Annotated in this window: 12 protein-coding genes; 10 read left to right on the forward strand and 2 right to left on the reverse strand. The window is 50.0% G+C overall.

From position 1 onward, the window contains the following. Window positions 1–263 precede the first annotated feature (263 nt). The 8 genes from FDX09_RS11195 to FDX09_RS11230 all read left to right on the forward strand — a co-directional run bounded on the left by FDX09_RS11195 (window position 264) and on the right by FDX09_RS11230 (window position 10,825). Entirely contained in the window at window positions 264–3,776 is a 3,513-nt protein-coding gene (locus FDX09_RS11195) for an autotransporter outer membrane beta-barrel domain-containing protein (RefSeq protein ID WP_137347213.1), read from the forward strand. A gap of 401 nt (window positions 3,777–4,177) precedes the next feature. Beyond that, window positions 4,178–4,546: a Fe-S cluster assembly scaffold SufA gene (gene sufA / locus FDX09_RS11200; RefSeq protein ID WP_038640259.1), complete on the forward strand. Its 369-nt coding sequence runs from the start codon at window positions 4,178–4,180 to the stop codon at window positions 4,544–4,546. 8 nt (window positions 4,547–4,554) lie between these two features. Beyond that, window positions 4,555–6,042, forward strand: a complete 1,488-nt coding sequence (gene sufB, locus FDX09_RS11205) for a Fe-S cluster assembly protein SufB (RefSeq protein ID WP_038640262.1) — start codon at window positions 4,555–4,557, stop codon at window positions 6,040–6,042. 16 nt (window positions 6,043–6,058) lie between these two features. Beyond that, a complete protein-coding gene (gene sufC / locus FDX09_RS11210; RefSeq protein ID WP_038640264.1) occupies window positions 6,059–6,805 on the forward strand; it encodes a Fe-S cluster assembly ATPase SufC in 747 nt (248 codons plus the stop codon). Beyond that, entirely contained in the window at window positions 6,780–8,051 is a 1,272-nt protein-coding gene (gene sufD, locus FDX09_RS11215; protein WP_137347214.1) for a Fe-S cluster assembly protein SufD, read from the forward strand. The genes sufC and sufD overlap by 26 nt, the downstream gene beginning before the upstream one ends. Then, window positions 8,048–9,268, forward strand: a complete 1,221-nt coding sequence (gene sufS, locus FDX09_RS11220) for a cysteine desulfurase SufS (protein ID WP_137347215.1) — start codon at window positions 8,048–8,050, stop codon at window positions 9,266–9,268. The genes sufD and sufS overlap by 4 nt, the downstream gene beginning before the upstream one ends. A gap of 12 nt (window positions 9,269–9,280) precedes the next feature. Beyond that, window positions 9,281–9,697 carry a cysteine desulfuration protein SufE gene (sufE, locus tag FDX09_RS11225; protein WP_137347216.1) on the forward strand — a complete coding sequence of 139 codons (417 nt, stop codon included), beginning with the start codon at window positions 9,281–9,283 and terminating at the stop codon, window positions 9,695–9,697. 123 nt (window positions 9,698–9,820) lie between these two features. Continuing rightward, a complete protein-coding gene (locus FDX09_RS11230; RefSeq protein WP_137347314.1) occupies window positions 9,821–10,825 on the forward strand; it encodes a L,D-transpeptidase family protein in 1,005 nt (334 codons plus the stop codon). Between the two features lie 68 nt (window positions 10,826–10,893). Here FDX09_RS11230 and lpp read toward each other — a convergent pair whose 3' ends face one another. Beyond that, a complete protein-coding gene (gene lpp / locus FDX09_RS11235; RefSeq protein ID WP_003029373.1) occupies window positions 10,894–11,130 on the reverse strand; it encodes a murein lipoprotein Lpp in 237 nt (78 codons plus the stop codon). 309 nt (window positions 11,131–11,439) lie between these two features. Further along, entirely contained in the window at window positions 11,440–12,852 is a 1,413-nt protein-coding gene (gene pykF / locus FDX09_RS11240; RefSeq protein WP_006684766.1) for a pyruvate kinase PykF, read from the reverse strand. Between the two features lie 577 nt (window positions 12,853–13,429). Here pykF and FDX09_RS11245 point away from each other — a divergent pair. Further along, window positions 13,430–14,452, forward strand: a complete 1,023-nt coding sequence (locus FDX09_RS11245; protein ID WP_121528984.1) for an ATP-binding cassette domain-containing protein — start codon at window positions 13,430–13,432, stop codon at window positions 14,450–14,452. After that, window positions 14,445–15,113 carry a methionine ABC transporter permease gene (locus FDX09_RS11250; RefSeq protein ID WP_069324235.1) on the forward strand — a complete coding sequence of 223 codons (669 nt, stop codon included), beginning with the start codon at window positions 14,445–14,447 and terminating at the stop codon, window positions 15,111–15,113. Before FDX09_RS11245 ends, FDX09_RS11250 begins: the two co-directional genes overlap by 8 nt. The last annotated feature ends 6 nt before the right edge of the window (window positions 15,114–15,119 follow it).

Here is a 15,119-nt window from a genome sequence, read left to right on the forward strand (position 1 = left end):
ATTAAATCTGAACCTATTTGCCGCATTAAAAAGTTTAGGATTTTTCATGCTGGTTGGAAATTGATAGCTTTAATAACCAGGGTATACTCGTGGCGTAAAACTGTGTAACTTGATGTTTCTAAACCATGGGGCTATACATAACTTAGTTATGCCATGAGCTATTACTATTCTCCAGGATCGTTCAAGTAATTACACCTCTTAAGAAAATGAACTTCACTGCAAATGTAGTGGGGTTTTAGAGATATGGGAATTAAGGAGCGTCGATGTCTTGCTTAAACACCAGGTTATCAAAAGTATCAATAATGATTGGTCTTCTATTCTCAACATCAACTGAGATCGCTAAGGCGCAAACGATAGCCGATAACACATCAACTAATGTGCTTGCAGGCTATTCATCGTCAAGCAGTACTTCTGATACTCCAGAGTTATTTGCTTTGAATGCAGGAACAATTACTTCGCCTGGGGCATTAAATATTGTCACGACCGGAGGTAACTCTGAGGGCGTTCTTGCTCAATCTGGCGGGACGGTTAATCTCAACGGCGTTTCAACTATTACGACTTCTGGCGGCGATTCATCCGGAATTAAAGTGGATGGTACAGGTTCTTCGGTAACAAGCCAGGGGGACCTTAACATCACAGCAAATGGAAGTTCGTATGGAATATATGCCTTAAACGGCGGCAAAGTTGATGTTTCCGCCGGGACGTTAAACGTAACGGCTAACAACGATGCATCTGCCAATGGCCCATATAGCGCAATAGAAGCTAGCGGAAACGGAACCAGTGTAATTGTTAATGCCGGAGGCTTGATTCAGACATCCTCTCTTTTACCTTCTGGTGGAGGAGTCAATTCGTCTGCAGTGAATGCATCAAATGGGGCCAGTATCGAGCTTAATGGCACCTCATCCTCTAAATTAAATATTAAAACCGTTGGCGATACTGCGCATGGTATCTCAATGGATGCTAACGGAGTGGGGACTTCCGTCCATGGAAGCAACTTAGCTATCTCCACATCGGGTGCAAATGCAAATGGGGTATTTGTTGGGGATGATTTTTTACTTAGTGACTCGACCGTAACGACCTCCGGGACAGATGCCGATGGTATTAAGTTCCTCGGCAGCAATAGTGCAGGTGTGATACAAAATTCATCCATTACGACCAGTGGGGCGACTGCAAACGGTATTTCAGTTATCGCTGGCGGTGATTCACAGCTCAATGGAGTTTCAATCAACACGACAGGCGACGAATCTTTTGGCATCTATGCCACGAGTTCAGGCAACGTTAGCTCACAGGGGCTGTTAAGTGTTAATTCCACCGGAAGTGGTTCTTCAGCGATAGTTGCTCAAGATAATAGTAACGTTGACGTTCGCGATCGGTTCAATATTGTGAGTACTGGCGATGATGCTTCTGCTATATCTGCTACAGACAGCAGTACAATCACATTGTCAGGTACTGGCACCATCGAAAAGAATTCATCATCATCCATCTTCACAACATCTGCGATTTATGCTGCATCCGCAAGCAGTGTCTCAATCCAGGGTACAGATGCCATAAATATCAACACGACAGGTGCAAACATTCATGGCGCCTATGTAGATGGCAGCGGTGATTTGAATAATCCGACAAGCATCTCGCTCACCAATACTAACATTTCAACTGCTGGAGTGGGTGCGCTTGGTGCATACGCGATAAAAGAAGGGGCTACCCTGAACGTTGTTGATAGCAATATAAACACAAAAAATTCATCCGCTGCAGGCGTTATGACGAGGGATGGTGCCATCGCCAATATTAGTAACTCAAATATACTTACCGAGAATCATATTTCAGCGGCGGTACGGGCGGTATCTGGTGGCAAGATTAACGTCACGGATAGTGCGTTAGAGACGAAAGGTAACTATTCGCCAGGTGTTTCTCTTGAGGGTGGGGATGTCGTTCTTACTAATACAACAGTAAATACGACTAATAGCATCCAAAGCCCGGCAATTTTGCAGAATCGCGGCGTGTCGACGCTTTCAATGACTGGCGGTGCATTATCATCTCTTGCCGGTGAGTCTATCTACGCTATAGAAGGCAATGGGACCATCCAGTTAAATGAGGTTAATTCCACCGTTAATAACGGCGTGTTTATTCAAAACACGGGGGCAGCGGCGTTAGAAGTCAATGCCGATGCTAACTCTGTTGTGTCGGGGGATGCAATTAATACCTCATCATCGACGGCTTCGCTTTCGCTTAACAATGGCTCTGTCTGGACAGGTAAAGCTGTTGATATGACAAATCTAAACATTGCCAATGGAAGCCAGTGGAATGTGACGGGCGATTCAAATTCTGCGGCTATTACCTTAAATAGTGCTTTGATTAACTTTCAAAGCAGTGGCGTTAATGATGTTAAGACCATCACGACGAATTCATTCTCCGGAAATAATGGAACGATAACTTTTAATACGGTTCTTAATGAAGGCGACGCTAATACAGTTTCTGACAGAATTGTAGTTAATGGTGATGCTGCCGGTAGCCATACGATTAATATCAATCAGATTGGTGGAGCGGGGGCGCTCACGGTAAACGATGGTATTAAACTTGCTTCTATCAGTGGTCAGGATACGAGCTCGGTAACGCTATCAAAACCTGTTGTCGCAGGCGCTTATGAATATCTGGCGTATAACGGCGGCCAATCCGGAAATGGATGGTATTTGCGCTCGACTTTAGAGCCTACCCCAGAACCGACCGAGGAGCCGACGCCGAATCCAACCCCTGAGCCGACGCCAAATCCGACGCCAAACCCAACTCCGGAGCCGACGCCAAATCCGACTCCGGCCCCAACATCGGAACCATCATATAACCCATCAGTACCTGGTTACGTTATCGCCCCGTACTTAAACCGCATGTATGGCTATCAGACCGTTGGTACTTTGCATGAAAGGGTCGGTGAACAGGAAAATATTAAGAAAGAAAGTAATATGCCTCAGGGGGCCTGGGGACGTATTGGCGGCGGTGAAACAAAATCTAATGCAGATCGTTTTAACTATGACGCCGACACCTGGTTTGCTCAGCTTGGCGGCGATCTTTATAACAACTTTGAAGAAGATGGCACCAGAGTACATAGTGGCGTATTTGCTACTTTCGGACAAGTTAGCACGTCTGCTAAAGATTCTGTTCGTGGAATGTATCAAGGCAGATCGACAACGACAGGTAAGATCAATTCCAAAGGCTACGGTGTAGGGGCTTATTACACCTCATATTTTTCAAATGACGTATATGTAGATACTGTGGCTCAGTATACTCACTATCGTAATGAATATAATAGTATTTACGGTAATGATGCCACTCAGGATGGTGATGGCATAACTCTATCCGTAGAGGCAGGTAAGCCATTCAAATATGCCAATGGGTTATATCTGGAACCTCAAGTTCAACTTATGTATCAATACCTTCACTTAGATGCGACAAACGATGGCGTTGCCTACGTTAAATCAGCGTCTGATAACTCGGGCCTTGCTCGTATCGGAGGACGTCTGGGTTATGATAGCGTTAAAACATCTAAAGCACATCCATATTTAACTGCAAATGTCCTGACTAATATTGGTCGTTCGCCAGATGTAACGGTGAGCTCGGTGAAATTTAATCAAGATTATTCAGATCAATGGTATGAAGTGGGCGGTGGTTTTACCGGTGATATTACCAAAAATGCTTCACTATATGCAGATATGAAATATCAGCATGATTTTGAAGGTAATATGCATGGTTTTGCTGGCAACCTGGGAATTCGGGTTAACTGGTAATAGTTAAAGGGCGGTAAGTTTATGCTTACCGCTTTTTTATTAACGTAAGTAATATGCCTGTAAATCAATACGTTTTGTAATATGCAAATATTAAGTCCCTGATTATACAATAATTGCATGATTTTATTCAGATTTTAAAACCAATCCCTTAAATAGGTATTACCTATACATCTTTTGGCGTTTGACCTGCCTGAACGATTGGATTTTCATAATCCATTATTAATCAATGTATTGAACAAAATAATCCATCTCTGATAACCCGCGCTGCAGGGTCTATGCTTATTAAAAGTAGCCAAAAATGGCGATTAACCCGAATGCCCCTGCTGTTGAGGGGTTGAAGTGATAATCATTATCACTAACATGGTGTTATAGCTTGAAAGCTAATGACTCGAGGTAACCCTATGGAATTGCATTCAGGAACATTTAACCCGGACGATTTCGCATGGCGTGGTTTGACGTTAACGCCGGCAGCTGCGGCGCACATCCGCGAACTGGTGGCAAAACAACCCGGTATGTTGGGCGTGCGTTTAGGTGTGAAACAAACCGGATGCGCGGGATTCGGCTACGTGCTGGACACCGTCCGTGAGCCGGAAAAAGACGATCTGCTGTATGAATCGGATGGCGCCAGACTTTATGTGCCGTTACAGGCGATGCCGTTTATCGACGGGACGGAAGTCGATTTCGTTCGCGAAGGATTAAATCAGTTATTTAAATTTCATAACCCGAAAGCCCAGAACGAATGCGGCTGTGGCGAAAGTTTTGGGGTATAGGCGGTACTATGTCTCGTAATACTGAAGCAACTGATGATGTCAACACCTGGGCTGGCGGGCACCTCAATTATAAAGAGGGCTTCTTCACCCAACTGCAAACCGATGAGCTGGCAAAAGGGATCAATGAAGACGTTGTGCGCGCGATTTCGGCAAAACGTAATGAACCCGACTGGATGCTGGAGTTTCGCCTGAATGCCTTTAACGCATGGCTCACCATGGAAGAGCCGCACTGGCTCAAAGCGCACTACGACAAGCTGAATTATCAGGATTACAGCTATTACTCTGCGCCGTCCTGCGGCAATTGTGATGAAACCTGTGCTTCTGAACCGGGGGCTGTTCAGCAAACAGGGGCGAATGCCTTTTTAAGCAAAGAGGTAGAAGACGCCTTTGCACAGCTAGGGGTACCGGTTCGTGAAGGAAAAGAGGTGGCGGTTGATGCTATTTTCGACTCGGTGTCGGTGGCGACAACCTATCGCGACAAGCTGGCAGAGCAGGGCATTATTTTCTGTTCGTTCGGTGAGGCGATTCATGACCATCCCGAGCTGGTGAAACAGTATCTGGGAACCGTCGTTCCGGGTAATGATAATTTCTTCGCCGCGCTGAATGCCGCAGTGGCATCTGATGGCACCTTTATTTATGTGCCGAAAGGCGTGCGTTGTCCCATGGAACTCTCTACCTACTTCCGGATTAATGCCGAAAAGACCGGGCAGTTTGAACGCACTATTCTGATTGCGGATGAGGGCAGCTACGTCAGTTATATCGAAGGTTGTTCAGCTCCGGTACGCGACAGCTACCAGCTACATGCGGCGGTGGTGGAAGTTATCATCCATAAAGATGCTGAAGTGAAATACTCGACGGTGCAAAACTGGTTCCCCGGTGATGGTAATACCGGCGGCATTTTGAACTTCGTCACCAAGCGCGCGCTGTGCGAAGGCGAAAACAGCAAAATGTCGTGGACGCAGTCGGAAACCGGCTCGGCTATTACCTGGAAATACCCAAGCTGCATTCTGCGTGGCGATAACTCTATCGGTGAATTCTACTCCGTCGCGCTGACCAGCGGTCACCAGCAGGCCGATACCGGCACCAAGATGATCCACATTGGCAAGAACACCAAATCGACCATCATCTCGAAAGGGATCTCCGCCGGTCAGAGTCAGAACAGCTATCGCGGCCTGGTAAAAATCATGCCGACCGCCACCAACGCGCGTAACTATACCCAATGCGACTCCATGTTGATCGGGGCGGACTGCGGGGCGCATACCTTCCCGTATGTCGAGTGTCGAAACAACAGCGCCCAGCTTGAGCACGAAGCCACGACGTCACGCATCGGTGAAGACCAGCTGTTTTACTGTCTGCAACGCGGCATCAGCGAAGAGGATGCCATTTCGATGATCGTCAACGGTTTCTGTAAAGACGTGTTCTCTGAACTGCCGCTGGAATTTGCGGTGGAAGCGCAAAAACTTCTCGCCATAAGTCTTGAACACAGCGTCGGTTAAAATTTAAGGAAAGCACATGTTAAGCATTAAAGATTTACAGGTCAGTGTCGAAGATAAGGCGATTCTGCGTGGGCTCAGCCTTGAGATTCGTCCCGGAGAAGTCCATGCCATTATGGGGCCGAACGGTTCCGGGAAAAGTACGCTGTCCGCCACGCTCGCCGGACGTGAAGATTACGAAGTCACTGGCGGGACGGTTGAATTTAACGGTAAGGATTTACTGGAACTGTCGCCGGAAGACCGGGCCGGTGAAGGGATCTTTATGGCATTTCAGTATCCGGTAGAAATTCCCGGCGTCAGTAATCAGTTTTTCCTGCAAACGGCGCTGAATGCGGTGCGCAGTTATCGTGGGGAGGAGTCGCTGGACAGGTTCGACTTCCAGGATCTGATGGAAGAAAAAATCGCGCTGCTGAAGATGCCGGAAGACTTACTGACGCGTTCGGTAAACGTCGGTTTCTCTGGCGGTGAGAAAAAGCGGAATGACATTTTGCAAATGGCGGTGCTGGAGCCTCAGTTGTGCATTCTCGATGAGTCAGACTCCGGGCTGGATATTGATGCGCTGAAAATCGTCGCCGATGGCGTGAACTCGCTGCGCGACGGGAAACGCTCATTTATTATCGTCACTCACTATCAGCGCATCCTGGACTATATCAAACCCGATTATGTTCACGTTCTCTACCAGGGGCGAATTGTGAAGTCCGGCGATTTCACGCTGGTCAAACAACTGGAGGAGCAAGGATATGGCTGGCTTAGCGAACAGCAGTAACGTGCTGCAACAGTGGCACCATCTGTTTGAGACCCAAGGGGAGACCCGTTCGCACTATGCGCAACAGCATCTGCAACAGCTACTGCGTCTGGGGCTGCCAACGCGTAAGCATGAGGACTGGAAATACACGCCTCTGGAGGGATTAACCAACAGCCGGTTCGTCAGCAATGTCTCCGCGCTAACGCCAGCCCAGTTTGAAGCGCTGGCACCAGCGATTGATGCGGTACGATTGGTGTTTGTCGACGGGAAATTTTGTCCCACGCTCAGCGACAGTGTGGAAGGTAGCGGATTTGATATTACCGTTAATGATGAGCGTCAGATGCTGCCTGCGGCTATTCAGCCGGAAGTATTTCTGCACCTGACCGAAAGCCTGTCCCGCAGCGTAACGCACATTTTGGTCAAGCGTAACCAGCGACCAGCGAAACCGCTGCTGCTGCTGCACATTACCCAGGGAGCGACGGGCGATGCGGTGAATACGGCGCACTATCGTCACCATCTGGAACTGGCGGAAGGCGCAGAAGCCACCGTTATTGAGCATTATGTCAGTCTCAGCGAGCTTCGCCATTTTACCGGGGCGCGCTTAACGATGAACGTCGCGGCCAATGCACATTTGCACCACATTAAACTGGCGTTTGAGAATTCGCTCAGCCACCACTTTGCCCATAATGATATTCAGTTGAGTGCAGATGCCTCGGCAGTCAGCCAAAGTTTCTTGCTGGGTGATGCCGTGTTACGCCATAACACCAGTACCCAGCTCAACGGCGAAAATACCACGCTGCGCCTTAACAGCCTGGCGATGCCGGTGAAAAACGAAGTTTGTGACACCCGGACCTGGCTTGCACACAACAAGGGCTATTGCAACAGCCGCCAGTTGCATAAAACGATTGTCAGCGATAAGGGGCGGGCGGTGTTCAATGGCCTGATCAACGTCGCCCAACACGCCATTAAAACCGACGGTCAGATGACCAATAACAATTTACTGCTCGGAAAACTGGCGGAAGTGGACACCAAGCCTCAGCTCGAAATTTATGCCGACGACGTGAAATGCAGTCACGGGGCGACGGTAGGGCGGATTGACGACGAGCAGATGTTCTATCTGCGTTCGCGCGGGATCGGTCAGCAGGATGCTCAACAGATGATTCTCTATGCGTTTGCCGCTGAGCTGACGGAAGCCCTGCGCGATGAAACGCTTAAACAACTGGTACTGGCGCGGATCGCTCACCGCCTGCCGGGAGGCGTAGCATGACATTTCCTATTGAAAAAGTGCGGGCTGATTTTCCGGTCCTGACGCGTGAAGTGAACGGTTTACCGCTGGCGTATCTGGACAGCGCTGCCAGCGCGCAAAAGCCTAATCAGGTGATCGATGCCGAAGCCGAGTTTTACCGTCACGGTTATGCGGCGGTTCATCGTGGTATCCATACGCTGAGCGCGCAGGCCACGGAAAAAATGGAGAATGTGCGCAAGCTCGCCTCGCTGTTTATTAACGCTCGCTCCGCTGAAGAGCTGGTGTTCGTTCGCGGTACCACGGAAGGCATTAACCTGGTGGCGAACAGTTGGGGCACCAGCAATGTCAAGACTGGCGATAACATCATCATCAGCGAAATGGAGCACCATGCCAACATTGTTCCCTGGCAAATGCTGTGCGCCCGCGTGGGCGCAGAACTGCGGGTCATTCCGCTCAATGCCGACGGCACATTGCAACTGGAAGCGTTGCCAGCGCTGTTCGATGAGCGTACGCAACTGCTGGCAATTACCCATGTTTCAAACGTACTGGGCACCGAAAACCCGCTAAGTGAGATGATTGCGCTGGCGCATCAATACGGCGCAAAAGTACTGGTGGATGGCGCACAGGCGGTTATGCATCATCAAGTGGATGTGCAGGCGTTAGATTGCGATTTTTATGTTTTCTCCGGACATAAGCTCTACGGGCCAACCGGTATTGGCGTGCTGTATGCCAGAGAGGCGCTGCTGCAGGAAATGCCGCCATGGGAAGGCGGCGGTTCGATGATTGCGACCGTGAGCCTGAGCCAGGGGACGACGTGGGCCAAAGCGCCGTGGCGTTTTGAAGCCGGTACGCCTAACACAGGAGGAATCATCGGGCTTGGCGCGGCTATTGAGTATGTTTCAGCGCTGGGGCTGACTGAAATTAGCGAATATGAACAGTTCATGATGCGCTATGCGTTGGAACAGTTGGCGGACGTGCCGGATTTGACGCTTTACGGACCGGATAACCGCCTTGGGGTGATTGCCTTTAACCTCGGCAAACATCACGCCTATGACGTCGGGAGTTTTCTCGATAACTATGGGATCGCCGTGCGGACGGGGCATCACTGCGCAATGCCGCTGATGGCCTACTATCACGTTCCCGCCATGTGTCGGGCGTCGATTGCCATGTACAACACCCATGAAGAAGTGGATCGCCTGGTGACAGGTCTCAAGCGTATTCATCACTTACTGGGATAACAGGGAGGCGTTATGGCTGCGCTACCGAATAAAGAAAAATTGTTGCGTAATTTTCTGCGTTGCGCTAATTGGGAAGAGAAATACCTGTACATCATTGAACTGGGTCAGCGTTTGCCGGAATTAAACGCCGACGATCGCTGCCCCGAAAATAGCATTCAGGGATGTCAAAGTCAGGTATGGATTGTTATGCGTCAGAATGCTGAAGGGATTATTGAATTTCAGGGCGACAGCGATGCGGCAATTGTGAAAGGGCTTATCGCCGTGGTCTTCATTCTGTACGACCGCATGACGGCCCAGGATATTGTGAATTTTGATGTGCGTCCGTGGTTTGAAAAAATGGCGCTCGCACAGCATCTCACACCGTCTCGTTCACAGGGGCTGGAGGCAATGATTCGGGCTATCCGCGCCAAAGCCGTAACTCTTAGCTAAACTGATAAAACACGTCAACTTTCAGACCGACTTGAAATCGATCGTGTAAGGCAACGCAGTGACTCGTAAGCCGGATCTGGCGCTCGCCGTCGTCCGGCAGGAACGCCAGGGGGGTGAGTGAGTATGAAACGCGCGTCTGTTATTACCTTAATGCTAATCGGCGCTTACAGCGCTATTCAGGCCGCATGGGCGGTCGATTATCCGTTGCCCCAGGCAAACAGTCGTCTTGTTGGGCAAAATCAAACTTATACCGTGCAGGAAGGGGATAAAAACCTACAGGCGATTGCCCGTAAGTTTGATACCGCCGCAATGCTGATCCTCGAAGCCAATAATACTATTGCCCCTGTTCCCAAACCCGGAACCCTGATTACTATTCCCTCGCAATTACTGCTGCCTGATGCGCCACGCGAAGGCATTATTGTGAATCTGGCGGAGCTACGTCTGTATTACTACCCGCCGGGAGAGAATATCGTTCAGGTATTCCCGATTGGTATCGGTTTGCAGGGGCTGGAAACTCCGGTGATGGAAACCCGGGTAGGGCAGAAAATACCGAATCCTACCTGGACCCCTACAGCAGGCATCCGTAAACGCTCTCTGGAACGTGGCATAACATTGCCTCCGGTAGTGCCCGCCGGGCCAAATAACCCGTTAGGACGCTTTGCACTGCGTCTGGCGCATGGAAACGGTGAATACCTGATCCATGGCACCAGCGCGCCGGACAGTGTCGGTCTGCGCGTGAGCTCCGGGTGTATTCGCATGAACGCGCCGGACATCAAGGCATTGTTTGCTCAAGTCCGAACAGGAACGCCGGTCAGGGTGATTAATGAGCCGATCAAATATTCGATTGAGCCGAACGGCATGCGGTATGTCGAGGTGCATCGCCCACTGTCGCCGGAAGAGGAACAAAACGTTCAGACCATGCCGTATGTGCTCCCAGCCGGTTTTACTCAGTTCAAAGACAATAAAGCCGTTGATAACAGCCTGGTGGAGCGCGCGTTGTATCGCCGTGCGGGTTATCCGGTCACAGTGACGGCCAGCCAGGCCTCGGTCGTTAACAATGGTGCGGAAGTGAAGTCTGCGCGAAATGGGGTGCCGGGAGAGAATGCAGAGGTGCGCGCTACGCAATAACAGGGAACGAGAAATTCAGGGCAAAAAAATGGCGCACAATGTGCGCCATTTTTATTACACAGATACTATTACTTGCGGTATTTAGTAGCTGCGTTGTCCAGACGCTGGTTAGCGCGAGCTGCGTCGTCTTTAGCAGCCTGAACGTCGGAACGCATTGCGTTCACGTCGTTGCTCAGCTGGTCAACTTTAGCGTTCAGAGTCTGAACGTCAGAAGACAGCTGATCGATTTTAGCGTTGCTGGAGCAACCTGCCAGCAGAGTAGAACCCAGGATTACCGCGCCCAGTACCAGTTTAGTACGATTCATTATTAATACCCTCTAGATTGAGTTAATCTCCATGTAGCGTTACAAGTATTACACAAAGTTTTTTATGTTGAGAATATTTTTTTGATGGGAATGCACTTATTTTTGATCGTTCGCTCAAAGAAGCATCGAATTGTGCAAAAACGGCTAAAAAACCGAGTGAAAACAGAAAGCTTCCATCGGATTCATCTTAGATAATCACGGATTAGATAGTGAAATCCGATTTGATTTTTTATTAATTGTGGCTATCGATAAAATAAAAAAAGCGCCACGAGGGCGCTTTTATAAGCAAATTAATTCGCGGCGGAATTATTACAGTACGTGAACGGATGCGGTGTTGGTCGTGCCGCTTGGAACCAGCGCGCCAGAAACCATAACCACAACGTCACCTTTCTGCGCCAGACCGCTCTCCAGAGCAACTTCCTTGCCCAGACGGTAGAAATCATCGGTGGAGCTGATTTCTTTAACAACCTGTGCCACAACGCCTTTGCTCAGTACCAGCTGACGCGCGGTAGTTTCGTTAGTCGTCAGCGCCAGGATGGTGGCATCCGGGAAGTATTTACGCACTGCGCGAGCAGATTTACCGCCCTGGGTTGCAACGACGATCAGCGGAGCGTCCAGTTTTTCCGCAGTTTCAACCGCGCCACGGCAAACGGCTTCGGTGATGCGCAGTTTGCGGCTGTCGTTGTTGAAGTCCAGACGGCTGGTCATCACGCGGTCGGTACGTTCGCAAATGGTCGCCATGATGGTCACGGCTTCCAGCGGGTATTTACCTTTCGCGGATTCGCCAGACAGCATGACTGCGTCGGTGCCGTCGAGGATGGCGTTCGCGACGTCGCCGGCTTCAGCGCGGGTCGGACGCGGGTTTTTGATCATGGAGTCCAGCATCTGGGTCGCAGTGATAACGACTTTGCGCGCGCGGATACATTTCTCGATGATCATCTTCTGCGCGAAGATAACTTCTTCAACCGGGATCTCAACGCCCATGTCGCCACGAGCAACCATGATACCGTCAGACGCTTCGAGGATTTCGTCGAAGTTGTTCAGGCCTTCCTGGTTTTCGATTTTGGAGATGATCTGGATGTTTTCGCCGCCGTGCGCCTTCAGGTGCTCGCGGATTTCAACCACGTCAGAACGTTTACGGATAAAGGATGCCGCAACGAAGTCAACGCCCTGTTCGCAACCGAAGATCAGGTCCTGTTTGTCTTTCTCAGCCAGTGCTGGCAGCGCGATAGAAACGCCTGGCAGGTTAACGCCTTTGTTTTCGCCCAGGTCGCCGTTGTTCAGCACTTTACAGATAACTTTGTTACCTTCGATCGCGGTAACTTCCATGCCGATCAGGCCATCGTCAACCAGTACGGTGTTGCCGACAGACAGATCTTTAGTGAAGCCTTCGTAAGTCACAGCAACGATTTCGCTGTTGCCGACAACAGATTTGTCGGTGGTGAAGGTGAAGGTCTGGCCTGCTTTCAGAGAAACGTCGTTACCGCCTTCCAGCTTAATGGTACGGATTTCCGGACCTTTGGTATCCAGCAGGATAGCGGCTTTCTTACCGGTTTTGCTCATCACGTTGCGCAAATTTTTGATGCGCTGACCGTGTTCTGCGTAATCGCCATGAGAGAAGTTCAGACGCATGACGTTCATGCCCGCGTCCAGCATTTTGGTTAACATCTCTTCGGATTCGGTTTTCGGACCGATGGTGCAAACAATTTTCGTCTTTTTCATGACAGTCTTAGTCTTTAAGTTGAGAAGGATTGGGAAATCTGGCTCCCATCGCGCACGGATGGGAAGCTAAACCTGAGTTACGAAAGTGGTGAAGTCTCGCTCTAAGGATAGGTGACATCGAAAGAGCGTGCAGAGGAATGTGTGCTTGCGTTTCAGCCCAACGGGAAGGTGAGTTTTGTAGTCGTTGAGTTTTACAGGTCAATGTGCTGAAACCATTCAAGAGACAATTGGCGCGCATTATACGCTGAATTTTATCTAAAAGGAAAATGGAAACGCTGTTTCAAAACAGTTCTGTGCGGTTTTACAAAAAATATTCATTAATTTGTTCATCGGTATGGATAAAGGCGTTGGGCTCAGCGACAGTTTGTTGCGCAACAACCTGCCCTGGCTATCCAAATAAACAGATTTACGCGAGGGTTTTCAATGTACAGATCATATTCCTAAAAATTATATCAAATTCGTTTTAATTCATTCTAAAAGCCAATTTCACTCATTACACTCGTTTGGACATCCATACTGCTAAACAGCTAAAAGCGCTAGCAGGATTACAAAAAGCAGCAGCGGATACCCAAACGACATGATTGTCCTGAAAAATATTTCAAAAGTGTTTACGCCAGGCAGGCTATCCATTACCGCTGTCGATAACGTCAACCTGACGGTTGAGCAGGGACAGATTTACGGAATTATTGGTTACAGCGGGGCGGGTAAGAGCACCTTAATTCGCTTGCTTAATGGTCTGGAAAAACCGACCTCCGGCAGCGTGACGATTAACGGCCATGATATCTCTGCCGCCCGCGGAGAATCTCTGCGTCAGGCGCGACTGAAAATCAGCATGGTGTTCCAGCACTTCAACTTACTGTGGTCGCGCACGGTTAGCGAAAATATTGCTTTCTCTATGCAAATCGCGGGTGCGCCAAAGGCGTCCATCAAAGCGCGGGTTGCCGAACTGATTACGCTGGTTGGGTTGAGTGGTCGCGAGAATGCTTATCCGTCTCAGCTCAGCGGCGGGCAAAAACAGCGGGTGGGAATTGCCCGCGCGCTGGCGAACAATCCTGACGTACTGCTATGCGACGAAGCCACCTCGGCGTTAGATCCGCAAACTACCGATCAGATCCTTGATTTACTGCTCGATATTAACCGTCGCTTCAAATTAACCATTGTGTTGATCACCCATGAAATGCACGTGGTGCGCAAAATCTGCGACCGCGTGGCGGTGATGGAAAACGGTAAAGTCGTTGAAGAAGGCGATGTGCTCAGCGTCTTTACCCATCCGCAGCAGCCGATCACCCGACAATTCGTGCGTCAGGTGAGCCAGTACGCCGAAGAAGATGAGTTCAACCCACAGCTGGCGAGCGAACTGGGCGGCGTGGTGATCAAGCTAACGTTTACCGGGCAACGCACCCACCGTCCCGTCGTTGGAGAATTGACCCTGCGCTACGGCCTGCCGTTTAACATTTTGCACGGCAAGATGACGCAAACCGCGCACGGAGTGTTTGGTCAGCTATGGGTGCACGTTGTGGCTACCGAGGAGCAACTGAGCAATATTCTGGCCGACCTGCGCGATAGCGACATTGAAGGTGAGGTGATTCAACATGGCTGAAGGACTGTTCCCCCATCTGAAATGGGATCAATTATTAGCAGCAACGCAGGAAACGCTCTATATGACCGCGCTTTCTGGCGTGGCGACCTTTGTCCTTGGGATCGCCCTTGGCCTGGCGTTGTTTCTGACGGCGCGTGGCGGACTGTTCCACAATCGCGCTGTGTATAGCGCGATTTCGCTGGTGGTGAATATCTTCCGTTCGATCCCTTTCATCATTTTGATCGTGCTGCTGATCCCATTTACCAAAGCGATGGTTGGCACCATTCTCGGCGCCAATGCCGCGCTGCCTGCGTTAATTGTGGGAGCCGCGCCGTTTTACGCGCGTCTGGTCGAAATTGCCCTGCGTGAAGTGGATAAAGGCGTTATTGAAGCGACGCGTTCGATGGGCGCGCGTCTGAGTACGCTTATTTTTCGGGTTTTACTGCCGGAATCTTCTCCCGCTCTGGTGTCCGGGATTACCGTGACGCTGATTGCGCTGGTCAGCTACAGCGCGATGGCGGGAGTCATTGGTGCCGGGGGTTTAGGGAATCTGGCCTATCTGGAAGGATTCCAGCGCAACCACAGCGACGTCACGCTGGTGGCGACGGTGACGATTCTGCTCATCGTCTTCATCATCCAGCTTTGCGGCGATGTGATCACCTCTCTGTTAGATAAACGCTAATAAAAT

It is taken from the genome of Citrobacter sp. wls717, assembly GCF_005280955.1.
GTDB classification, from domain to species: Bacteria; Pseudomonadota; Gammaproteobacteria; order Enterobacterales; family Enterobacteriaceae; genus Citrobacter; species Citrobacter werkmanii.

Coding starts and splice junctions, on each gene's coding strand:
- FDX09_RS11195 (WP_137347213.1), top strand. CDS start 264: ATGTCTTGCTTAAACACCAGGTTATCAAAAGTATCAATAATGATTGGT.
- sufA (WP_038640259.1), top strand. CDS start 4,178: ATGGAATTGCATTCAGGAACATTTAACCCGGACGATTTCGCATGGCGT.
- sufC (WP_038640264.1), top strand. CDS start 6,059: ATGTTAAGCATTAAAGATTTACAGGTCAGTGTCGAAGATAAGGCGATT.
- sufD (WP_137347214.1), top strand. CDS start 6,780: ATGGCTGGCTTAGCGAACAGCAGTAACGTGCTGCAACAGTGGCACCAT.
- sufB (WP_038640262.1), top strand. CDS start 4,555: ATGTCTCGTAATACTGAAGCAACTGATGATGTCAACACCTGGGCTGGC.
- sufE (WP_137347216.1), top strand. CDS start 9,281: ATGGCTGCGCTACCGAATAAAGAAAAATTGTTGCGTAATTTTCTGCGT.
- FDX09_RS11250 (WP_069324235.1), top strand. CDS start 14,445: ATGGCTGAAGGACTGTTCCCCCATCTGAAATGGGATCAATTATTAGCA.
- lpp (WP_003029373.1), bottom strand. CDS start 11,130: ATGAATCGTACTAAACTGGTACTGGGCGCGGTAATCCTGGGTTCTACT.
- FDX09_RS11245 (WP_121528984.1), top strand. CDS start 13,430: ATGATTGTCCTGAAAAATATTTCAAAAGTGTTTACGCCAGGCAGGCTA.
- sufS (WP_137347215.1), top strand. CDS start 8,048: ATGACATTTCCTATTGAAAAAGTGCGGGCTGATTTTCCGGTCCTGACG.
- pykF (WP_006684766.1), bottom strand. CDS start 12,852: ATGAAAAAGACGAAAATTGTTTGCACCATCGGTCCGAAAACCGAATCC.
- FDX09_RS11230 (WP_137347314.1), top strand. CDS start 9,821: ATGAAACGCGCGTCTGTTATTACCTTAATGCTAATCGGCGCTTACAGC.